Annotated in this window: 16 protein-coding genes; 11 read left to right on the plus strand and 5 right to left on the minus strand. The window is 59.5% G+C overall.

The features are described from left to right. The first annotated feature begins 81 nt into the window (after nucleotides 1-81). The 4 genes from Q1A00_RS13835 to Q1A00_RS13850 all read left to right on the plus strand — a co-directional run bounded on the left by Q1A00_RS13835 (nucleotide 82) and on the right by Q1A00_RS13850 (nucleotide 3,434). Nucleotides 82-1,032 carry a UDP-glucuronic acid decarboxylase family protein gene (locus Q1A00_RS13835; RefSeq protein WP_298401583.1) on the plus strand — a complete coding sequence of 317 codons (951 nt, stop codon included), beginning with the start codon at nucleotides 82-84 and terminating at the stop codon, nucleotides 1,030-1,032. A gap of 32 nt (nucleotides 1,033-1,064) precedes the next feature. Beyond that, on the plus strand, nucleotides 1,065-1,595 hold the full coding sequence (gene rfbC, locus Q1A00_RS13840) for a dTDP-4-dehydrorhamnose 3,5-epimerase (RefSeq protein WP_298401582.1): 531 nt from the start codon (nucleotides 1,065-1,067) through the stop codon (nucleotides 1,593-1,595). A 237-nt stretch (nucleotides 1,596-1,832) separates the two neighbouring features. Further along, a complete protein-coding gene (locus Q1A00_RS13845; protein ID WP_298401581.1) occupies nucleotides 1,833-2,621 on the plus strand; it encodes a DUF4397 domain-containing protein in 789 nt (262 codons plus the stop codon). A gap of 621 nt (nucleotides 2,622-3,242) precedes the next feature. Continuing rightward, nucleotides 3,243-3,434, plus strand: coding sequence for a hypothetical protein (locus Q1A00_RS13850; protein ID WP_298401580.1), 192 nt, complete (start codon nucleotides 3,243-3,245; stop codon nucleotides 3,432-3,434). Nucleotides 3,435-3,448: 14 nt separating this feature from the next. Here the strand turns inward: Q1A00_RS13850 and Q1A00_RS13855 are convergent, their stop codons facing one another. Both Q1A00_RS13855 and Q1A00_RS13860 read right to left on the minus strand, forming a co-directional pair. Continuing rightward, the gene (locus Q1A00_RS13855; protein ID WP_298401579.1) at nucleotides 3,449-4,504 is read right to left on the minus strand and encodes an ATP-binding protein; all 1,056 of its coding nucleotides are present in this window, start codon (nucleotides 4,502-4,504) and stop codon (nucleotides 3,449-3,451) included. A 76-nt stretch (nucleotides 4,505-4,580) separates the two neighbouring features. Further along, nucleotides 4,581-6,290 (minus strand): peptide ABC transporter substrate-binding protein, encoded by a 1,710-nt coding sequence (locus Q1A00_RS13860; RefSeq protein WP_298401577.1) that lies wholly within the window; start codon nucleotides 6,288-6,290, stop codon nucleotides 4,581-4,583. Nucleotides 6,291-6,409: 119 nt separating this feature from the next. On the opposite strand from Q1A00_RS13860, the gene Q1A00_RS13865 reads away from it, so the two are divergent. After that, a complete protein-coding gene (locus Q1A00_RS13865; RefSeq protein ID WP_298401574.1) occupies nucleotides 6,410-7,066 on the plus strand; it encodes a Crp/Fnr family transcriptional regulator in 657 nt (218 codons plus the stop codon). Between the two features lie 11 nt (nucleotides 7,067-7,077). Here the strand turns inward: Q1A00_RS13865 and Q1A00_RS13870 are convergent, their stop codons facing one another. Next, entirely contained in the window at nucleotides 7,078-7,842 is a 765-nt protein-coding gene (locus Q1A00_RS13870; RefSeq protein ID WP_298401572.1) for a glycosyltransferase family 2 protein, read from the minus strand. 228 nt (nucleotides 7,843-8,070) lie between these two features. Between Q1A00_RS13870 and Q1A00_RS13875 the strand changes: the two genes are divergently transcribed. Genes Q1A00_RS13875 through gpmI form a run of 5 tightly spaced genes read left to right on the plus strand, consistent with a single transcriptional unit; the run spans nucleotide 8,071 to nucleotide 13,068 of the window. Next, nucleotides 8,071-8,421: a hypothetical protein gene (locus Q1A00_RS13875; protein ID WP_298401570.1), complete on the plus strand. Its 351-nt coding sequence runs from the start codon at nucleotides 8,071-8,073 to the stop codon at nucleotides 8,419-8,421. Between the two features lie 60 nt (nucleotides 8,422-8,481). Beyond that, nucleotides 8,482-9,927 (plus strand): FAD-linked oxidase C-terminal domain-containing protein, encoded by a 1,446-nt coding sequence (locus tag Q1A00_RS13880; RefSeq protein ID WP_298401569.1) that lies wholly within the window; start codon nucleotides 8,482-8,484, stop codon nucleotides 9,925-9,927. A 21-nt stretch (nucleotides 9,928-9,948) separates the two neighbouring features. Continuing rightward, nucleotides 9,949-11,130, plus strand: coding sequence for an FAD-binding oxidoreductase (locus tag Q1A00_RS13885; protein ID WP_299757390.1), 1,182 nt, complete (start codon nucleotides 9,949-9,951; stop codon nucleotides 11,128-11,130). 56 nt (nucleotides 11,131-11,186) lie between these two features. Next, complete coding sequence (locus tag Q1A00_RS13890; RefSeq protein WP_298401564.1) at nucleotides 11,187-11,435, plus strand: hypothetical protein; 249 nt, start codon at nucleotides 11,187-11,189, stop codon at nucleotides 11,433-11,435. Between the two features lie 13 nt (nucleotides 11,436-11,448). Continuing rightward, complete coding sequence (gene gpmI / locus Q1A00_RS13895) at nucleotides 11,449-13,068, plus strand: 2,3-bisphosphoglycerate-independent phosphoglycerate mutase (protein WP_298401561.1); 1,620 nt, start codon at nucleotides 11,449-11,451, stop codon at nucleotides 13,066-13,068. A 94-nt stretch (nucleotides 13,069-13,162) separates the two neighbouring features. Here the strand turns inward: gpmI and Q1A00_RS13900 are convergent, their stop codons facing one another. Then, nucleotides 13,163-16,243 carry a response regulator gene (locus tag Q1A00_RS13900; RefSeq protein ID WP_298401558.1) on the minus strand — a complete coding sequence of 1,027 codons (3,081 nt, stop codon included), beginning with the start codon at nucleotides 16,241-16,243 and terminating at the stop codon, nucleotides 13,163-13,165. Beyond that, nucleotides 16,240-17,289 (minus strand): spermidine/putrescine ABC transporter substrate-binding protein, encoded by a 1,050-nt coding sequence (locus tag Q1A00_RS13905; protein WP_298401555.1) that lies wholly within the window; start codon nucleotides 17,287-17,289, stop codon nucleotides 16,240-16,242. The genes Q1A00_RS13900 and Q1A00_RS13905 overlap by 4 nt, the downstream gene beginning before the upstream one ends. Before the next feature lie 173 nt (nucleotides 17,290-17,462). Between Q1A00_RS13905 and recJ the strand changes: the two genes are divergently transcribed. Continuing rightward, complete coding sequence (recJ, locus tag Q1A00_RS13910) at nucleotides 17,463-19,184, plus strand: single-stranded-DNA-specific exonuclease RecJ (RefSeq protein ID WP_298401551.1); 1,722 nt, start codon at nucleotides 17,463-17,465, stop codon at nucleotides 19,182-19,184. Nucleotides 19,185-19,201: the final 17 nt, after the last annotated feature.

Raw genomic sequence — 19,201 nt, forward strand, 5'->3', positions numbered from 1 at the left:
CTAACAGCCGGATGTTCATCAGACCTTCACGATAAACGGCTACAATACCCACTGATAGCGATACTAAGGAGAACTTCAGTTATGCGCGTGCTTATTACTGGCGGGGCAGGGTTTCTGGGATCGCACCTGTGTGATCGCTTTTTGGCCGAAGGTCATACGGTGATCGCGATGGATAATTTGATCACCGGCAACACCGACAATATTGCTCATTTGGCTGGTCATCCCCGCTTCCTCTTCATTCATCACGACGTCACCAACTATATTTACATCGAAGGGCCTATTGATGCTATCCTCCACTTTGCCTCGCCGGCGTCGCCGATTGATTATCTCGAATTACCGATCCAGACGCTCAAGGTAGGCGCTCTAGGCACGCACAAAGCGTTGGGCTTAGCGCGAGCCAAGGGCGCGCGCTTCTTGTTGGCCTCGACCTCAGAGGTCTACGGTGATCCACAAGTCCATCCACAGCCGGAAACCTACTATGGCCACGTCAATCCGGTTGGGCCGCGCGGCGTCTATGATGAAGCCAAGCGTTTTGCCGAAGCGATGACAATGGCCTATCATACCTACCACGGTGTCGAGACGCGGATTGTACGTATCTTCAACACTTACGGCCCGCGCATGCGGTTGCGCGATGGCCGAGTGGTACCCAACTTCATTGCGCAGGCGCTGCGCGGCGAGCCGCTGACGATCTACGGCGACGGCAGCCAAACCCGCTCATTCCAGTACGTCTCTGATCTGGTCGAGGGAGTCTACCGGTTATTGTTTAGCGACGAGGTCGAACCGGTCAACATCGGGAATCCCGGCGAATTCACTATCGCCGAATTTGCGCAGATCGTGAACGAGATTACCGGCAATAAGGCCGGTGTGACCTACCGCGACCTGCGCACCAAAGACGATCCGCAGGTGCGCCAGCCCGACATCAGCAAGGCGCGCCGGATCCTCAACTGGGAACCGAAGGTGACGCTGCGCGAAGGTCTTGAACAGACAATCCCGTGGTTCCGCCAAGAGTTGCAGCGCCGCGGCGAGTTGTAATCGGCGTGAGCAATGGTTAGAGGAGCGAGACGATGCGGTTCATGCCCACTGAGCTGAAAGATGCGTACATCATCGAGCCAGAGTTGTACGAAGACAATCGCGGGTTCTTTGCCCGCGTTTGGGCTCAAAACGAGTTTGCCGAGCATGGGTTGGTCAATCGGGTTGTGCAGATGAACCTTTCTTACAACCGAGTGGCGGGAACCCTGCGTGGCATGCATTTCCAGCACGCACCCTACGCCGAAACCAAGCTGGTGCGCTGTATTCGGGGCGCAATTTACGATGTGATTATCGACTTGCGACCCGATTCGCCCACCTACAAGCGTTGGATTGGGGTGAAGCTGACGGCAGCTAACCGGTTGGCGCTGTACGTCCCCGAAGGGTTTGCTCACGGCTTTCAAACGCTCGAAGATGACACCGAGGTCTTCTATCAGGTGTCGCAATACTACACCCCAAGCGCCGAGGGCGGCGTGCGCTACGATGATCCGGCGTTTGGTATTATCTGGCCGTTGCCGGTCACCGAGATGAGCGAGAAGGATAAGCGTTGGCAACCCTTTACGGGCTAACTGAGATAGCAGGACTCAACCGGGGATAGCACACTATCCCCGGTTGTTGGGGATCGCTAGGAAACAAGTTGCGAGTGATCGTTTATCTCTGGATAGTTGAAATTGTCTCCGTTCCATACATCCACTTGCTCCTCGCGCCCGTAAAGAGTAGTGAAGCCGGAAATTGTGCAAGATATTTGCAAAGAATTGCCAATACCGGTACGTGAGGAAGCGTTGTATTGTAGGGAGGAGACATCCGTGTTTCGCAAGCTGTCGATTGCCCTGACCACTGCCCTCTTGTTCGCCCTGTTGGTTGTGCCAGCTGCCTTTGCCCAGAGCGGCGCGGCGAAAGTGCGTGTGATCCACGCTTCGCCCGACGCGCCGGCAGTGGATGTGTTCGTCAACGGGAATGCAGTATTGACCAACGTCGGCTTCTTTGCTGCGAGCCCTTACCTTGATCTGCCGGCGGGCACTTACCGCGTGCAGGTCGCGCCAACGGGTGCCGGCGCCGGTTCGGCGGTGATCGATGCCAACGTGACGATCGAGGCGGGCAAGGCCTACACTATCGCTGCGGTTGGCCCGGTGGCCAGCATCAAGCCGCAGGTGATCGTTGATGATTTGCGCGCTCCGGCGGCTGGCCAAGCCAAGGTACGGGTGTACCACTTCTCGCCCGATGCCCCGGCGGTAGATGTCAAGCTGGCTAATGGTACGACCCTGATCAGCAACTTGGCCTTTCCCGATGCCAGCAACTATCTCGAAGTTCCGGCAGGCACCTACGATCTGCAGGTGACTCCGGCTGGCGGTGATGCGGTGGTGATCAACTTGGCGGGCACGACTGTCAATGCTGGTCAGATCTACAGTGTCTTTGCCACCAACTTCGTTGCCAACATCACCCCGCAGCTCGCAGTGACCGCGCCGGTAACCACGGCAGCGCCAGCGGTGCTGCCCACCACAAGCGGTGAGACGCTGCCGCTAGCGGCGCTAGCCCTGACCGCGTTGGCCCTGACCGCGTTGGGTGGGATGGTGGTGCGCCGCAGTATGCGGTAAATCAAGCGATATGTTCGGTTGAGGGCGGCTGCAATGCAGCCGCCCTCGTTACGTTTTGGACGGTTTCGTATCTGTTTACCGCAGAGGACGCAGAGGGTTTGAACGCAAAGATGCAGGAGAGCCGGACGGCTGTCCGGCTCCACCAAGGTGCAAAGGGTTGAGAATGGAATTATCCCGCGCCCTCCACGGTAGCAACCGCTAGGAGCAGGCTCACCCCTCATCTCCTTCCCTCGCTGGGTGAGGGGGATGGGGATGAAGACCACCACTAAGGCGCAGAGAACGCAGCGGGCGTTTGGGAATGATCCCCTCACCCCCAATCCTCCCCTGCTGAGAGCGAGAGCAAGTTGCCCCCTCCCCGCTGGGGGAGGAGGATAGGGAATAGGGGCGACTTCGGGAGAAGGGCCGGGGGAGAGAGCCACTACCAAGGCGCAGCGGGTGGTACCGCCAAGGCGCAGCGCATGCAGAGGGGAGGAAATGAGTCGCATTTTCGGCGTCCGCTACGGGAACAACCACTTGACAACCCGATACAAATAGTGTAAAATTGACACTATACTAGTATAGTACATTTTTCAACCGGCACTCATTAGTGCCAATGAGACATTTACAAGGAGGCGCGCCATAATGACCATCTTTCTATTGGGGCTGACGGCGCTGGTAGGTGTAACGGTAGCCAGCGCGGCGCTACCGCTGCCCACACCGCCGCCAGTGGTCTATCTGCGTGCCGAAACTCCAGCAGAGTCAGGTGGCGGTGACATAGGGTTTGCGTTACTTATCTTTGTGATATTGGCGTTGGTGGTGGCGATGGCGGTGTGATGAGCGCGCAACATTCACCCCTCCCCGCGTCGCCAGTTCCAAATGATGACTGAGAGGTAGCCAGCGGCGCCAATCGCGATTCCGACCGGCCACGAGTTGCTGGCTTGCATGCCGACCAAACCGGCGAGCAACGGCCCGACTGCGGCCAAAAGCGGGCGTAGATCGTCGCTGGGGGTGAGGCTAGCGCGGCGGCGCGGGAGCGACGACGTTTCGGTCGGCGGTAATTCAGCTTGCACGGTTTCGTCATCATCTTCGTCATCGTCTTCGGCCTCGAAGATGGCCGGCGGGAGCGGGTTCTCGACCGGCGGATTTTCGCGCAGTTCGGCGCGGTAAGCTTTGCGCCAGCGATAGGTTGGCCGGCGGCGCGTTTCGTAGAGGTGGTAGGCGGCGCGCTGCAAGAAAGCCGGCTGGCCGGCGCTGAGCACCATCAGTTCACGCACTTCGTCGGCGCTAAAGAGCGGTTCGCCTTCCTCAAGGTAGCTGTCGAGCAGCATACGCGCTTCAGCAAAGCTGAGCGGGCCGAGCCGCACGGTGGCGAACGGTTCGCTGAGCGTCGGCGGCGCCCCGCGCACGGCCCCAACCACCATCAGATCGTAGGCCATGCTCTGACCGGTCGGCCCGGCGACGCCGTGGTAGCCGGGGGAACTGCGCCGGGCCAGCCGGCCTAATCGTTCGAGCAGGTCTTCGCCCCAACCGGCGGCGATTGCCGACTCAACCCCATCGAGGCAGATCAGCACCGGACGCCCATTGGCGGCCAACCGCCGTTCAAGCGCAGCGATAGTCGGTTCGCTGCCGCCGAGTGCGCGCACGATCAGGCCATAGGTGGTGGCGGCGTCGGGCAACACGGCCAGATCGAGATAGAAGGCGTTGAGATTGGGAATTTCGAGCACTGCGCCGGCAGCTTGGGCGAGATGGGTGAGCAGCGACGAGCGCCCGCTACCGCTCGGCCCATACAGCAAAATTGGCCGCCGCCGTTCGAGTTGCTCACATGCCGCGCCAAGCTCACGCCACCGCCCAACAAATTTGCCCGGATCGACGATGCGCCCGCGTTCGCTAAAGGGGTTGGTCATACGTTCCACCTAATATAGAGAGGCAGGGAGTGGGCAGACAGGGGATGTTCAAGCACGGCTTCCTCTTGCCTACTGCCTACCGTTCTAAATACCACCGTTCAATATTCCACAAATACCGCGGCGTACTCAGATCGATCGGGCCATCGAGCGTGCGAAAGCGACTATCGAGTACCACCGCCGCGCGATCAACCCACAGGTACAAATAGGGCAACTCGCTGGCAAGGCGGGCCTGCGTCTGGGCAATCGCACTGCGCCGCTCGTCTCGGCCATAGAGTTGGCGGGCAATCAGCGCCTGTTCATCGTAGACCGGATCGTTAAAACCAACAAAGTTGCGCGTGGCCCGCGTATCACCCGGCCCCTGTGCGAGCTGGCTGGAATGGAAGAGAGCGAAATCGTCGGGGTCGTAGAACATAGTATCGGCGAAAGCCGGATCGCCGGCGCCGTTGATCCAACTGCCTAGCAAGAGGTCGAAATCGTAAGGCGCGACATAACGGGCGAGAATGACGGTAGCAAAGTCGGCTGGTTCAACCACAATCTGAATGCCGATGCTGGCAGCGATTTCGGCAATGCGCCGCGCCGCCACCAACCGCCGTTCGTCGTCGTTGCGCACGTAGAGGCGGGCAATCAGCGGCACACCCTCGCGTTGGCGAATCGTCGCCCCTGCCGGCAACGTCCAGCCGGCAGCGTCAAGGATTTCACGCGCCGCCGGCAAGTCGCCGGCTGTCATCGGCGGGGTCAGGTCGGCCCAACTCCCCGGCAATGCGCCGTTGCCAACCGGGATGCCGGCGCCTTTGGTGGCCGTCTCGACCAGCCGGGGCAGATCGATGGCAGTAGCTATTGCTTGCCGCAAGCGGACATCGGCAAAGGGCCGTCCGGGGCGCAAATTGAAGGCTAAAAAATACACGCCGTTTTCGGGGATGCTACCGCTGCGCAGGGTGGTCACATCGGCGAGGGCATCTTGGCTGCCCCACGGCAATTCGGCGGCTTGCAACCGGCCATCGCGCAGCGCGCTCTGGGTGAGGCTAGTTTCAGGCATAACGGTCAAGACCACGCGATCGAGCAGCGGCGCGCCGTGGTGATACTGTTCAAACCGATCGAGAACGAGACTACCGTTGGTTTGCCGTTCGGTCAGGCGAAACGGCCCACTGCCAATCGGCTGATTCAAGAAATTAATCTGGCTCAGCTCGCGCCCGGCGAAGAGGTGGCGGGGCAGGATCGGCACAGCCAGCAAACTGAGCATCGGCGCATACCGGCTGCGCAGCTCGATCACCACGGTGCGTTCATCAGGGGCAGAGGCGGTGGCAATGTAGCGCAGATCGGCTAACAACGCCGTGCTGGTTTCGGGTAAACTACGCAACGCTTCGAGGGTAAAGAGCACATCAGCCGCGGTCAGCGGTTGGCCGTCGTGCCAGCGCAGATCAGGGCGCAGAGTAACGGTGAGCGTCCGGCCTTCGGCATCGATATCGAGCCGTTCGGCTAGATCAGGAGTAGGCCAGAGATCAGCGTCGAGGCGCATCAAACCGCTGTACAGCAAGCCGATCAGATGTTCTTCGCCGCGCGATCGCGGTTGCCACGGGCGCAGATCGGTAATATTGGCAGCAATCCGCAGATTTAGTGTGCCGCCGCGTGGCAGTGGCGTCGCGGTTGGCAGCGGCGTCGCGGTTGGCGGCAGCGTGCTGATCGGTGTTGGCGTTGCCGGCGCCGCACAAGCAGCCAACCAGATGCTCAACCCCACCCACCATACGATCCGGAACCAGCGCTGCCAAAGAGGGTTGCGATGCTTCATAAGATTATTATACCAATGCTCATTTTATTAGGGGCGATGAACGAAAGCTTATGGTACAATACCATAGCAATGAAACGCTCCACATTGGCCGGTCGAGATGGCGCGGAAAGGGATAAGGCATGGCATCACGGCTGCATGAAGCGGAATCCTTCGTCTGGCATCGCTTGGCCCCATTAGGGCAGGCGCAGTCATTCCGCCGGCACAGCACCATCTATACTCCAGCCCAACCGGCACAGATGATCTATTTGTTGGCCAATGGGCAGGTTGGCTTGCACCTTGCTTCGCGGGAAGGAAGGTTGCTGACCGTGCGCGTCGTTGAGAGCGGCCAAGTGTTTGGCTTGAGCGCCCTAGAGCGCGAAGCAACCTACGACACCTTTGCCGAGGCGTTGACACCGGTGCGCGCGTTGGCCGTGCCGCGGGCCGAGGCGCTGCATGCGATCGCGAATGATGGCGCGTTGGCGACGGCAATGCTCGAATTGCTCGGTCAGCAACGACTGATTGTCAGCCGCCGGATCGAAGAGGTGGCGTTCAAGTCGGTACCGGCCCGTTTGGCTTCGGTGCTACTCGAGATGTCTGAGACCCAGCCGGTCGCGACGCCGCAACCGGCCCGGCTGCCGCGCCGTACCCATCAGCAACTAGCCGACATGATCAATGCCTATCGCGAAACTGTCACCAAAGTCATTAACCAGTTCCGCGATGCGCGCCTGCTCGATGTGGACAGCTCCGGCATCACGCTGCTCAACCCGTCTCGGTTGCGTGAATTGGCTCAAAGTTAGCTTACGGCGTTTCAGCGCGTCGTCTGCTCAACCTCGGTTTGGGCGCGGGTTTTGCGTTTGCGCAGATGCTCGCGCCGCACCACCAACTTCCACCACAATTCAATCAACTGCACAAACGTGCGCCATAGCCGCGGGAAGTTGAAGAACTGGCTCTTGCCGTAAGTACGGTGATAGTGATGCACCGGCACTTCAGCGAACCGGTAGCCGGAGTCTTGCAATTTCTTGACTAGTTCGAGACAAATGGTACCGCTGTCTGATTCCAGCTCGATGTTGTCAAAGACGTGGCGGCGAATCAGGCGGAAATCGCAATCGACGTCGCGTAACTTGAAGCCGAAGAGAAATTTAACGGTGTGGTGATAGATCCGCCCGATAATAACGCGGTGCAACGGATCGCCGCGATCGATCTTCCAACCGTTGACAATATCGACATCCTCGCGTAGCGCCGGCAAGAGTAGCTTGAGTTCACGTGGATCGTACTGAGCATCGCCATCGGTGTAGAAGATGAGGTCTTTCGTTGCCTTGGCGAAGCCAACCCGCAGTGCGCCGCCATAACCGAGCGCCTGCCGGTGGGTGTAAACCCGCAGCTTGTCGTAGCGTTTGGCCAGCGACTCGAGCACTTCGACAGTGTAGTCGGTGCTGCCGTTTTCGACCACAATTACTTCGTAGTCGTCGGTGATCTCTTCGAGCGTCTCGATCGCTGCGACTACCATACTGCCGATAGTGCCGGCGTCATTGCAAGCGGGGAAGAAGACGCTGATACTGGGCCGATTGTCCATGCTGTAAAACTCCCTGCGCCATTGGGTTCGTTGCCGGCTGATTATAACATAGGGTCTGCGGTCGTGACGGTGAGGGCGCAGCGTATCCCATGACGATCCCTGCGCACCGTCGTGTGCGCTGCGGCGTTACCTTTAACCCTTTGCACCGTTGGGTTGACCAGACAGCGCCGTGCCAGCGCAAGTGTGTTATCATGCCTCTGCAATGTAGCGGACATAGCGAGGATGGCTATGGCGACACTGCTTTCGTGGCTCCTGCTGCTGATGATTCTGCTGTCAATCTGGTATGTGATCGCATATCTGGTCGCGTTTGTTCATCTACGCGAACGGATGCTGTTCCTGCCGATTGTGCAGTGGATCCTCGTCGGGATAGGGCTCGGTTCGATTGTACTTACCAATGGCACGCCAGTACTGGTGTGGGTCATGACACCACTCTTGATCGGGTTGGCGCTAGCTGGAATTTGGCGGCGGCATCCGCGCGGGTTAGCGCTTATCTTGCGGTCATACCCCCGTGGCACGCTCGACGTACTCTCGTTTCGGCGTCCGGTTATTGACCTTAAGCGCCGGGTGCGCACGAAGTAGTGTTCAACCGGTTGGTTACCGTTCCTTGGCTGTGACGGCAGCGAGAGGTTTACGAAGGTTATGAGAGATGATCTTGTCGCTGCACTGCTGCGCGTAGTTGATCCGGCCATCGTATTACGCCGGCCTGAAGAGCTGATGCTCTACGAGTACGATGGTTCGGTGCTCGATCAAGGGATGCCGGAGGTGGTGGTAGTGCCGCGCACCACTGACGAGGTGGCAGCCTGCGTCAAGGTGGCGTTCCAGCTCGGCGCGCCGATCGTGGCGCGGGGCGCCGGTACCGGTTTAGCCGGTGGTTCGGTGCCCGAACAGGGCGGGCTGGTCATTTCCCTCGCTCGATTGAACCGCATCCTCGCGATTGATCCGGTTGCCCGCACTGCCCGCGTGCAAGCCGGCGTGGTCAATACCGATCTGAGTCTTGCCGCCGCTCGCTACGGTCTCCATTTCGCCCCTGATCCAAGCAGCCAGCGTTCGAGCACAATTGGCGGCAATATTGCTACCAATGCTGGTGGGCCACATTGCTTGAAGTATGGTGTAACCACCAACCATATTTTGGCCGCTACCGTCGTGTTGGCCGATGGCCGGGTGGTGGAGCTAGGCCACGCCGCGCTCGATGCCCCCGGCTACGATCTGCTTGGGGTGATGATTGGCAGCGAAGGCACTCTTGGCATTGTCACCGAGGCGCTGGTCAAGCTGACGCCAAACCCGGAAGCGGTGCGCACATTCCTTGCGATTTACGACGATCTCGATGCCGCGAGCACGACCGTATCGGCCATCATTGCCCACGGCATTCTGCCCGCGGCGCTCGAGATGCTGGTCGGGCAGGGGATTGCGGCGGTGGAAGCAGCGGTGCAGGCCGGTTACCCAGCCGAGGCGCGGGCGGTGTTATTGATTGAGATTGACGGTTTGGGTGAAGAGGTAGCGGCGCAGGCTGAGCAGATCGCGGCGTTGTGCCGGCAGTATGGTGCGCGTGAGTTGCGCGCCGCCCAAGATGAAGTGCAGCGAGCGAAGTTGTGGGCCGGGCGCAAGGGTGCGTTAGCCGCCTGCGCTCGGATTGCGCCCCACTATCACATTCAAGATGGGGTGGTGCCGCGTTCGCGGTTGCCCGAATTGTTGCGGCTCACCGAAGAGGTCGCGACGCGCCATCAGATCACCATTGTCAATATCTTTCATGCCGGTGACGGCAATCTGCATCCATTGTTGCTGTTCGATCTGCGTCATCCCGGTGCGCTCGAGCGGGCAGTGGCGGCGAGTGAAGAGATTTTGCAGGCCTGTGTCGCGGCTGGCGGCACCATTAGCGGCGAACACGGGGTCGGGATCGAGAAGCGCGATTATTTGGGATGGATCTTCGGCCCGGCAGATTTGGCCGCTTTTGCCGATGTGCGGGCGGTCTTCGATCCTGTTGGCGTGATGAATCCGTGCAAGTTGTTGCCGAGCGGCAGCAGTTGCGCTGATATTCGTCACGCGCGCGGTGCGTTGCGCGCAGTTGATCGCGGGGCATGGATCTGATGGCGGCGCAAAGGCATAACGATGAACGTTGAATCTCTTCAACCAACGCCTCAAACCGCTGCGTATGCGTTTGGTGATTGCTGGCCACGCCAAGTGGCGCAACCGATGACCGTGGCCGAAGTGGCCGAGGTGCTCGCTGCCGCATCCCGCGCGCAAGCGGCAGTGGTGCCGTGGGGCGCCGGCACACGCCAGTTTTTGATGAACCCGCCTCCACGCTACGATCTGGCCCTCGATTTACGCCGGCTCGATCGGGTGATCGAGTATCATCCCGCCGATCTGGTCGTGATGGTTGAGGCCGGCATCACTTTGGGCGCATTGCAGGCCGTGCTGGCCGAGCACGGGCAATGGCTGCCGTGGGATCCGCCGACGTCTGATACCGCTCCTATCGGTGGCTTGTTGGCGACGGCGGCGTGGGGGCCGTTGCGGCTCGGCTATGGCGGGCCGCGCGATTGGCTGCTCGGCATGCGGGTGGTGCTCGGCGATGGCCGGATCGTCCAGAGCGGCGGGCGGGTGGTTAAGAATGTAGCTGGTTATGATAATCACAAATTACACCTCGGCGCTTTCGGTACGCTCGGCGTCATCGCTGCCGTCACCTTTAAAGTCGCGCCGTTGCCAGAACGCATCGCCTCGGTGCGGGCCGTCTTTGCCACCCCGGCCGCGGCGCTGCACGCCGCTACTGCCATCCGGCAACCGCCAACGCAACCGGTTGCGTTGGCCATCACTGTGGCCGAGACGGTCACGCTGGCGGTTCGGTTTGCCGGCGTCGCAGCAGCCGTCGAGCGCCAGCTTGGATTGGCGACCGCTGCTTGTGCGTTGGCGGAAGCGGTGACGCTGAGTACCGATGATCGTGAACTGTGGGCAGTGCCCTCCGCGCCGGACGATGCTCTTGTGCTGCGCATTGGTGTGCCTGAGCGGATGCTGGCGGCGGCGATCGATGCGGTAACGGCGCTGGCTCCTTCCCACCTCACCATCTTCCCCGGTCTTGGCCTGATGGTTGGGCGCTGGTCAATGGCGGCAGCAACGCACCTGCCCGCTCTCCGTCAAACCCTCGCCGAGATGGATGGCTACGCCGTGGTTGAACGCGGCCCCGCCGGGATCGATCGCTGGGGGCCGCCACCGCCAACGATCGATTTGATGCGTGCGTTGCGCCAGCGTTGGGATCCGGCGGGTATTCTCAATCCGGGACGGTGGCTGGTGGAGTAGCTCGTTGAGATTGCGCCCCGTTCGTGTGATTAGGGTTCGCAGATAAGGAGAAGCAAATGGCGCTGCTTGGTTCATTGATTGCGTTGGGTGCGGCGCTGGTCTTTGCAGCGTTAGCGATCGCTACCCTCTGGGGTGGTTGGCAGGCGGTGCAGCGCGAACTCGTGCGCGGCTTTGTGAGTACCAATCCTCCCGTGGGCGAACGTATTTGGAGCATCCTCTTAACTATTGTTCCGCTCTTAGGTGCGGCGCTGCTTGGCCTGCTGGCGGCATGGCGAATCGCGCAAGTAGCCTTTGGGCTTGGATAAGGAGCAAAACCGTATGACCAGTCCCCGTCCGGTGGTGTTAATTATTATGGATGGCTGGGGCGTCGCCCCTCCCGGCCCCGGCAATGCGGCTGATCTGGCCGATACGCCGCATGTTGATGAGTGGATGGCGACTTGCCCCTTCACGACCTTGGGTGCATCTGGGCTGGATGTCGGCTTGCCGGCAGGCCAGATTGGCAACTCGGAAGTCGGCCATCTCAATATCGGCGCCGGCTTCGTTGTCTATCAAGAGCTGACCCGCATCAGTAAAGCGATTGCCGACGGCGATTTCTTTACCAATCCGGCCCTATTGCAGGCGATTGAGCACGTCAAACAACGTGACTCGGCCCTGCACCTGATGGGCCTCTTCGGCCCCGGCGGCGTCCATGCCCACGAGGATCACCTGCATGCCTTGCTTGAATTAGCCCATCGCCACCAACTGCACCGTGTCTACCTGCATCTCTTCCTCGACGGGCGCGATGTGTTGCCGCGCAGCGCGCTTGGCTTTCTCGATACACTCGAAGGCGTGATTGCCCGGCTCGGCACCGGCGTGATCGCGACGGTGTCGGGGCGCTACTACGCGATGGATCGCGATAAGCGCTGGGAGCGCACCGGTAAGGCGTATGCGGCGTTAGTCGATGGCGTCGGCGAGAAAGCACCCTCGGCGCGGGCTGCGATTGAAGCCTCGTATGCAAAGGATGTTAGCGATGAGTTTGTTTTGCCGACGGTCATCGTCGATGCTAATGGCGCACCGATCGCCACTGTGCGCGACGGCGATGCAGTAATCTTCACCAACTTCCGCCCCGACCGGGGCCGCCAGTTGACCCGTGCTTTCGTCGATCCGGAGTTGAACGAGCGCATTCGCCAGCATTACGAGCGGCAAAAAGCTGAGGGCCAGCCGCTGCCGCCGCAGATTTGGCAGCGTGATCGCCAGTTGCGCGATCTGTGCTTCGTGACGATGACCCAATACGAAGAGGGTTTGCCGGTATTGATCGCCTTCCCGCCACGCTACGTCACTAGCCCGCTGGCGGCAGTGATTAGCCAAGCCGGTATGCGCCAATTCCACATCGCTGAAACCGAGAAGTACCCACACGTCACCTTCTTCCTCAACGGCGGGCGTGAAGAGCCGTTCCCCGGTGAAGATCGCCAGCTCATTCCCTCGCCGAAAGTCGCTACGTATGATCTCAAGCCGGAGATGAGCGCGCCGGAAGTGACCGAGGCGCTCTTGCAGGCGATCGAGAGCGACCAGTACGATTTCATTGTGGTCAACTATGCGAACCCGGATATGGTTGGTCATACCGGCAGTATTCCCGCCGTGATCAAGGCTTGCGAAGCGGTCGATGCCGGGTTGGCGAAGGTGGTGCCGGCGATTTTGGCCCGCGGCGGGGTGGCATTGGTGATTGCCGATCACGGCAACGCCGAGCAGATGATTGATCCGGAGACGGGTGGCCCGCACACTGCCCATACGACCAACCCCGCGCCTTGTTTCTTGATCGGCGGCCCCGGTTACGGCAAAGATGCGGTGAGCCTGCGTAGCGGCGGGCGCTTGGCCGATGTTGCGCCGACGTTGTTGGATCTGTTGGGGTTGCCGCCGGCTGCCGATATGACCGGGCAAAGCCTGATTGTGCGCCGGTAGGAGGTTCAGTAGCGGGTGGCGTGAGTCAGGGCGGGTTTGCAACCCGCCCTGACCACTATCCGGCTATCCATGCCGTCCGTATCATAGATAACGCTCATCTCACCAACGTGCGCACCAAAGCGAGCAAATCACTGCGCCGGTAGCGACCCTTTTGCAACACAGTTGCGCCGATGTTGGCGAGCGCACTCAGCTCGTCGTGATGGAGCGTTTTGGCAGTGACGACCACAACTGGCGTCGTCATTGTTTGGCGTAAATGGTGCAAGAGGGCCAAACCATCGCCATCAGGCAGCATCAGATCAAGAATCACTAGCGCCGGCTTTGCACTGAGCCAGATCGTTTTCCCAGTGACGCCATCGCCAGCTTCAATCACATGCCAACCCTCGCTTTCTAACGCACGCCGGATCATCAAGCGCGTTGGTGGATCGTCTTCAATCAATAAAATGGCATTTGAGTTCTGTTGTGGTCGGGGCAGTACTGTCTTCACGGTGCGAATAACTGCTTCCACATCACCCGGCCACCGCGCGCAAAGCATCGTGCACTCACCACTATCAGCATGGCACAACCAGATCACAGGGACGGTATCCCAACCAGCGGCCAGCAGCATCTCCTCTACTGGCGCGCGCTCGCGCGTGAAATCGATCAGCAACGCGGATGGCGGCCGGCGCACGTGCGCGATTGCTTCGGCCAATGACGCTGCCCGCTGCACCTGCCAGCCCACTTGTTCGAGCGCGTTTTGGAGGGCGCGGGCTTCAATGGCTGTCACCAACACGATATCGGGTTGCGGCCAATAGTGGGTTTGCGCAACGGGGTCATCAGGCTCACGTGATAACGTGATCGGTATTTGAATCGTGAAACTGATGCCGGCCGGCGTGCGTGGATGGGCTGCCAGTACACCTCCCATCAACTCGCACAATTGGCGACTTAACGCTAACCCTTCCCCTTCATCGGCACGACGCGATCCGGCGGGCGGTAGCACGAATGGCGTGAGCAGGGTTTGGAGGTGGCGTTCGCTCAACGTTGCGCCGGTATCGTTGATGGTGACTGCAAGCACATCTCGTTGCGCGTCAGCCGTTTGTCGCTGCACTTGCACCGTGATAGCGCCATGACGAGTCGTGGCGGCAGCAAAACGCAGCGGATGGATCAACACGTGGCGTAGCCGGTTCAGATCAGCGACGATCAAGCCCAAGTTCGACGGTCGCTCAATTTCGAGCCGGTTATGGTTATGGCGAATCAGCGGTTCAATCTCGCTCAGCACATCATCAAGCAAGGTATCGAGCGAGAACGGTTCAGGCTGTAAGGTCAGCATCCCCGACTCGATCTTGGCGCTATCGAGCAGAATATTGAGCCGGCCTAGCAAACGCCGACCAGCGCGGGCAATCGTGCCAGCATCAGCAGAAGCTGCTGGGCGGTCGGTAAGCGCCTCGCGCAACATTTCGCCCATCGCAATAATCGTGTTGAGCGGGTTGCGCACATCATGGTCGAGGCGGGCCAGAAAGGCGCTGCGCTCGCGATTAATGGCTTCGGCGGCCTCTTTGGCTTGTTGCAACGACCCCACCAACCGCACGCGAGTCAGTGCCTGTCCGGCCAAGCGCGCGGCAATGCCTACATAGGCGATCTCGTCGTCGGTAAAAGCGTTGGGTTGCGGGCGATACAGGGTCAACAGAGCGTAATCTTGCTGATCCAAGTGGATCGTCGCTGCCACCACCGATCCCTGTAGAGCAGGTAAACTCGGAAATGAATAAGCGCTCAGATCGGCGATATAGCACGGATTGGCACGCGCCTCTTCGAGAGCCTTGGGCGCGACTAATTTGAGGAAAGGATCGCGTTGGTGGCCATGCGTGACTTGCGGAGTCCAGAACGCCCCGTCTGCTTCACGGGTGTAAATACCGATGCGATCATCGGGTTCTTTGCCGGTAGCCAATGTATTAACTACACACTGACAGATCGCCGCTTCATCAGACAGATGACTTAAGGCAAGGCTCAGATCAATCAGAATCTGTTCGCTACGGCTGCGCCGACGTTCTTGAGCAAGCAAGGCCTCATTTTGGGAGAGCGCACGTTGCAATTGGATAGTGCGCTGAGCTACCCGATCTTCAAGTTTAGCAATGGTTTCATTCAATTCATTGGTGAGCCGGGCGAGCGCACGGGACAGATCGCCGATCTCGTCAGCGCCAACAATTGGGATCGGTGTTTCACGCCAGCCGCTGGCCACCCGTTTGGCCGCGTAGGTCAATGTGGTCAACGGGCGAGTGACATGACGATTGATGAGCCAGCCGAGCGTCACAAAGATCGTGGTACTGCTGCCGATCATCCAGAGGATTAAGCCATAACTCATCCAGTCCGCCAGATTGAGCATCGCAGCCGCCTGATCTTGTTCGGTCGCTATCGCCTGCTGGATGCCATCAATGGCGCGCAGCATATCATCGGTGTGATACCGCAAGGTGATGGCATACTGTTGCAGTTCCCAATCAAGCGTAGTCAATTGCAAGAAGGTGTTGAGATAGGCAGTCAACCGCTGTTGGAGGAGGGTGCGCTCTGGTGCGGGCAAGCCCATAGTCGCCGTTTGCAATTGATTAATCTGGATGCGCACCCCATCAATGTATTCCTGCCGGCGAGTAGTCAGATACGACTGCTCTTCCAGCGCGAGCCGCAAACCTCGTTCGCGGAAAGTGCTCTCGTGCTGATCGAGCGTTAACCACAAGGCGCGCTGCGCTTCACGAAGCTGATACTCAATCCCATCGATACGGCGGCGTTGTTCGATCTGGGCCGTAATCTGCGCAAGGGTGACTTGATACGTATTGAGGATCTGTCCCAGTTCTTGTACAAATGGTGTGAGCGAGGTGAATTCGGTGCTCAGCGTCTCAAGCTTGCCAAACGCTTGGCGTACTTCTTGCAAGGTGGTAGTGTAAGCAACGACCGTGAGCGGTTCGATGGGTTGGTTGCGATACGCAAGTTCGAGGAGAGCACTATCATGGCGGTGCGCCATTACCAAGGCAATATTGAGTGACAATGCCGCTTCGCGGGCTTGTGCTGCACGCTGAAGGCGCTCGGCGGTGTGTTGGTGCAGCGCTGCTTGGATCCACAAGCCGCCGATTAACACCACCAGCGAAAGCATGATTGCGCTCGCGATACCGAAAGTTAGCCAGCGGCGCAAGGAAGGGGAAGGATCATTCATCGCCGCACCTCCGCCCAAGCGGCACGGTAGAGTTGATACGTCGCCGAGTCAACATCGACTAAACGGAACAACCGCCCCTCTTGTTCAAGAGCTTGATAGCGTTGGATCAAGCGTCGCAGATCGTCATCAAGACGGTCAAAGGCTGCGCGATTCGGTGAAATATAGCGGGTCTTGTTCGCTAAAGCCGCACCGTGTTCAGCCGTCAAGATAAAATTGATAAACTGCTCGGCGGCGACGTGGTTAGCGGCATTGGCGAGCACACACATACTATCAGCCGCGAAAATGGCACCCTCGGCCGGAACTTCAAACTGGATGTCAGGATCAATGATCGCTATTTGGAGAATATCGCCACTCCATTCGATCGCAACATCGGCTTCGTTGCTCGCCAAGAAGGTTTGCCCATCATTACCGGCAAAACGAACGATGCGCCCGGCGTGCGAGCGCAACCAATCACGGGCAGCGCCAATGGCGGCCGGATCACTTGTGTTTGGGCTAAATCCTAGCTTGATCAATGCTAATCCGATCCCAAAGCGGGCGTCGTCAACCATAACCACGCGATTACTGCGAGCCGGATCGAACACATCGTCCCAACTGGTAATCGATTGGCGCTGGGCTGATTGGCGATAGCCAAAGCCAAGCACACCCCACAGATATGGCACGCAGAACCGATTGACTGGATCGCCTGCAATCCGATTAAATGCCGGAGCAAGATTGGCCAGATTAGGGATTCGTCCACGGTTCAGCACGGCCAGCCGCTGCTCACGGAGCAGGCGATCGATGAGCACATCGCTGACGATCACTAAATCGTACGGTTCTTTGGCGGTGGTTAGAATGTTGTACAGCTCTTCGTTGTTGCTATAGGTGTGGTAGACAATGACAATGCCGGTCTCGTCAGTAAACGCATCGAGTAATGCAGGATCAATATAGGTGTCTCGATTGAGGATACGGAGCAGGGCAGGGGTCGGTGACACTAGCGGTGATGGTGGCGACGCGCAACCGATCAACATCCAACTTAAAAATAGCAGTTTGATGAAGCGTGATTTCATTGGACAGAAATCTGGGCGTAACGATTCAGCATTCGCCGCGGTATTCATAATAGCACGATGATATTACCAACCGGCAATCATTCCGTGCCAATACGGCATTCATACAGGCAGGGTGAAAGCGGAGTATAATAATTGCCGCCTGCACTCTGCCGCTCACGACAGGAGTGATGCGTATGTCAGCTCGCCGCCAACGCTGGGAATTCCGCCCGCCAGCGCCTGCCGATGTTAGCGAACGTCTTGGTCTGCCTCCGTTACTGGCGACGTTGCTTTACCAGCGTGGCTTGCATGATCCCGCCGCGGCCAGCGCCTTTCTCGCCGCCGATTACGCTGCCGGTCTGCACGATCCATTTCAAATGCGCGGTATGGCTGAGGCCGCGGCCCGGATCGCCGCAGCCATCGATCGCGGTGAGTTGATGACGGTCTATGGCGATTTTGATGTTGATGGGGTGACGGCAGTCGCGTTGGTAACCCAAGCGATTGGCGCAATGGGCGGGCGGATCCGACCATACATTCCGCATCGCGCTCGCGAGGGGTATGGCTTGAACAACGTTGCGATCGGCCAGTTGGCCGCCGATGGAGTGCGCCTGCTGATTACGGTTGATTGCGGCATCTCGAATCACGCCGAAGTGGCCGATGCGAACCGGTTGGGGATCGACGTGATTGTCACCGACCACCACCATCCGCCTACCGAACTGCCGCCAGCGTTGGCAGTCGTTAATCCCAAGCAACCCGATTGCGCGTATCCATTTAAAGAGTTAGTCGGTGTTGGGATTGCGTTCAAGCTCATCCAAGCATTGGCGCGCAACGGCAAGCGTCCGGCCAATTTGCGCGGGCGCGATATGCTCGATCTGGTGGCGCTGGGAACGGTGGCCGATATGGGGCCATTGCTCGACGAGAATCGGGTCTTAGTGCGGGCCGGCCTCATCGCGCTGAACGAGACGACGCGTCCCGGCGTGCGTGCGCTGATGGCCGCCGCCGGATTAGCGCCGGGGTTGATCGATAGCGGCGCAATCGCGTTTGCGCTGGCCCCGCGCCTCAATGCCGCCGGCCGGCTCGCTGAAGCTCGCCGCGCCTACGAGTTGTTGCTGGCCAGCGATCGGGAAACTGCCGATGGGTTAGCCGCCGAATTGAATGCGACCAATCGCGAGCGACAGGCGCTCACTCGCCAGTTACAGGCGCGAGCCGAAGAGCTGGTCGCGCAGAGCGGGCGGGCCAAGCAACCGTTGATTGTGCTCGCCAGCCCTGAATTCAACGCCGGTGTGATCGGGCTAGTCGCGGCTCGTATCGTCGAGACCTACTACCGGCCGGTGGTGGTGATCGAGCAAGGTAGCGAAACCTCACGCGGTTCGGCTCGCTCGATCCCCGGTTTGAGTATCATCGATATCTTCGATCAATGTGCCGACCTATTCGTGCGCTACGGCGGCCATGCTGCGGCAGCCGGCTTTACCATTACCACTGCGCAGATTCCGGTGCTCGAACAGCGATTGATCGCTCTAAGCCGGCAATATGTGCGCGATGACCAACTGGTGCCACGGCTGATGATTGACGCAGTAGTACCGCTGACCGAGCTATCGTGGGAACTATACGCCGGCATCCAGCAGCTTGAGCCGTTTGGGCAAGGCAACCCGCAGCCGATCTTGATGGCGCCAAACGTGACTGCCATTGACCCCCAGCCGACCAGCGATGGCGCCCATCTGCGCATGCGGGTGCGCGCCGGCACGAGCATGTTCGAGGCGATTGGCTTTCACTTTGGCCACTTCGCCGAGGCGTTGCAGCGATACCCAACGATTGATCTCGCCTATCAACTAGCCGTTGATGAATGGAACGGGCAACGGCGCATGCGGTTGCTGGTGCGTGATTTTCGGCGCGCGGGAGGCGGGCGGAACGGTGGCTGAAACAAAAACCGCCCTGC

It is taken from the genome of uncultured Chloroflexus sp. (genome assembly GCF_938091255.1).
In the GTDB taxonomy this organism is placed as follows: Bacteria; Chloroflexota; Chloroflexia; order Chloroflexales; family Chloroflexaceae; genus Chloroflexus.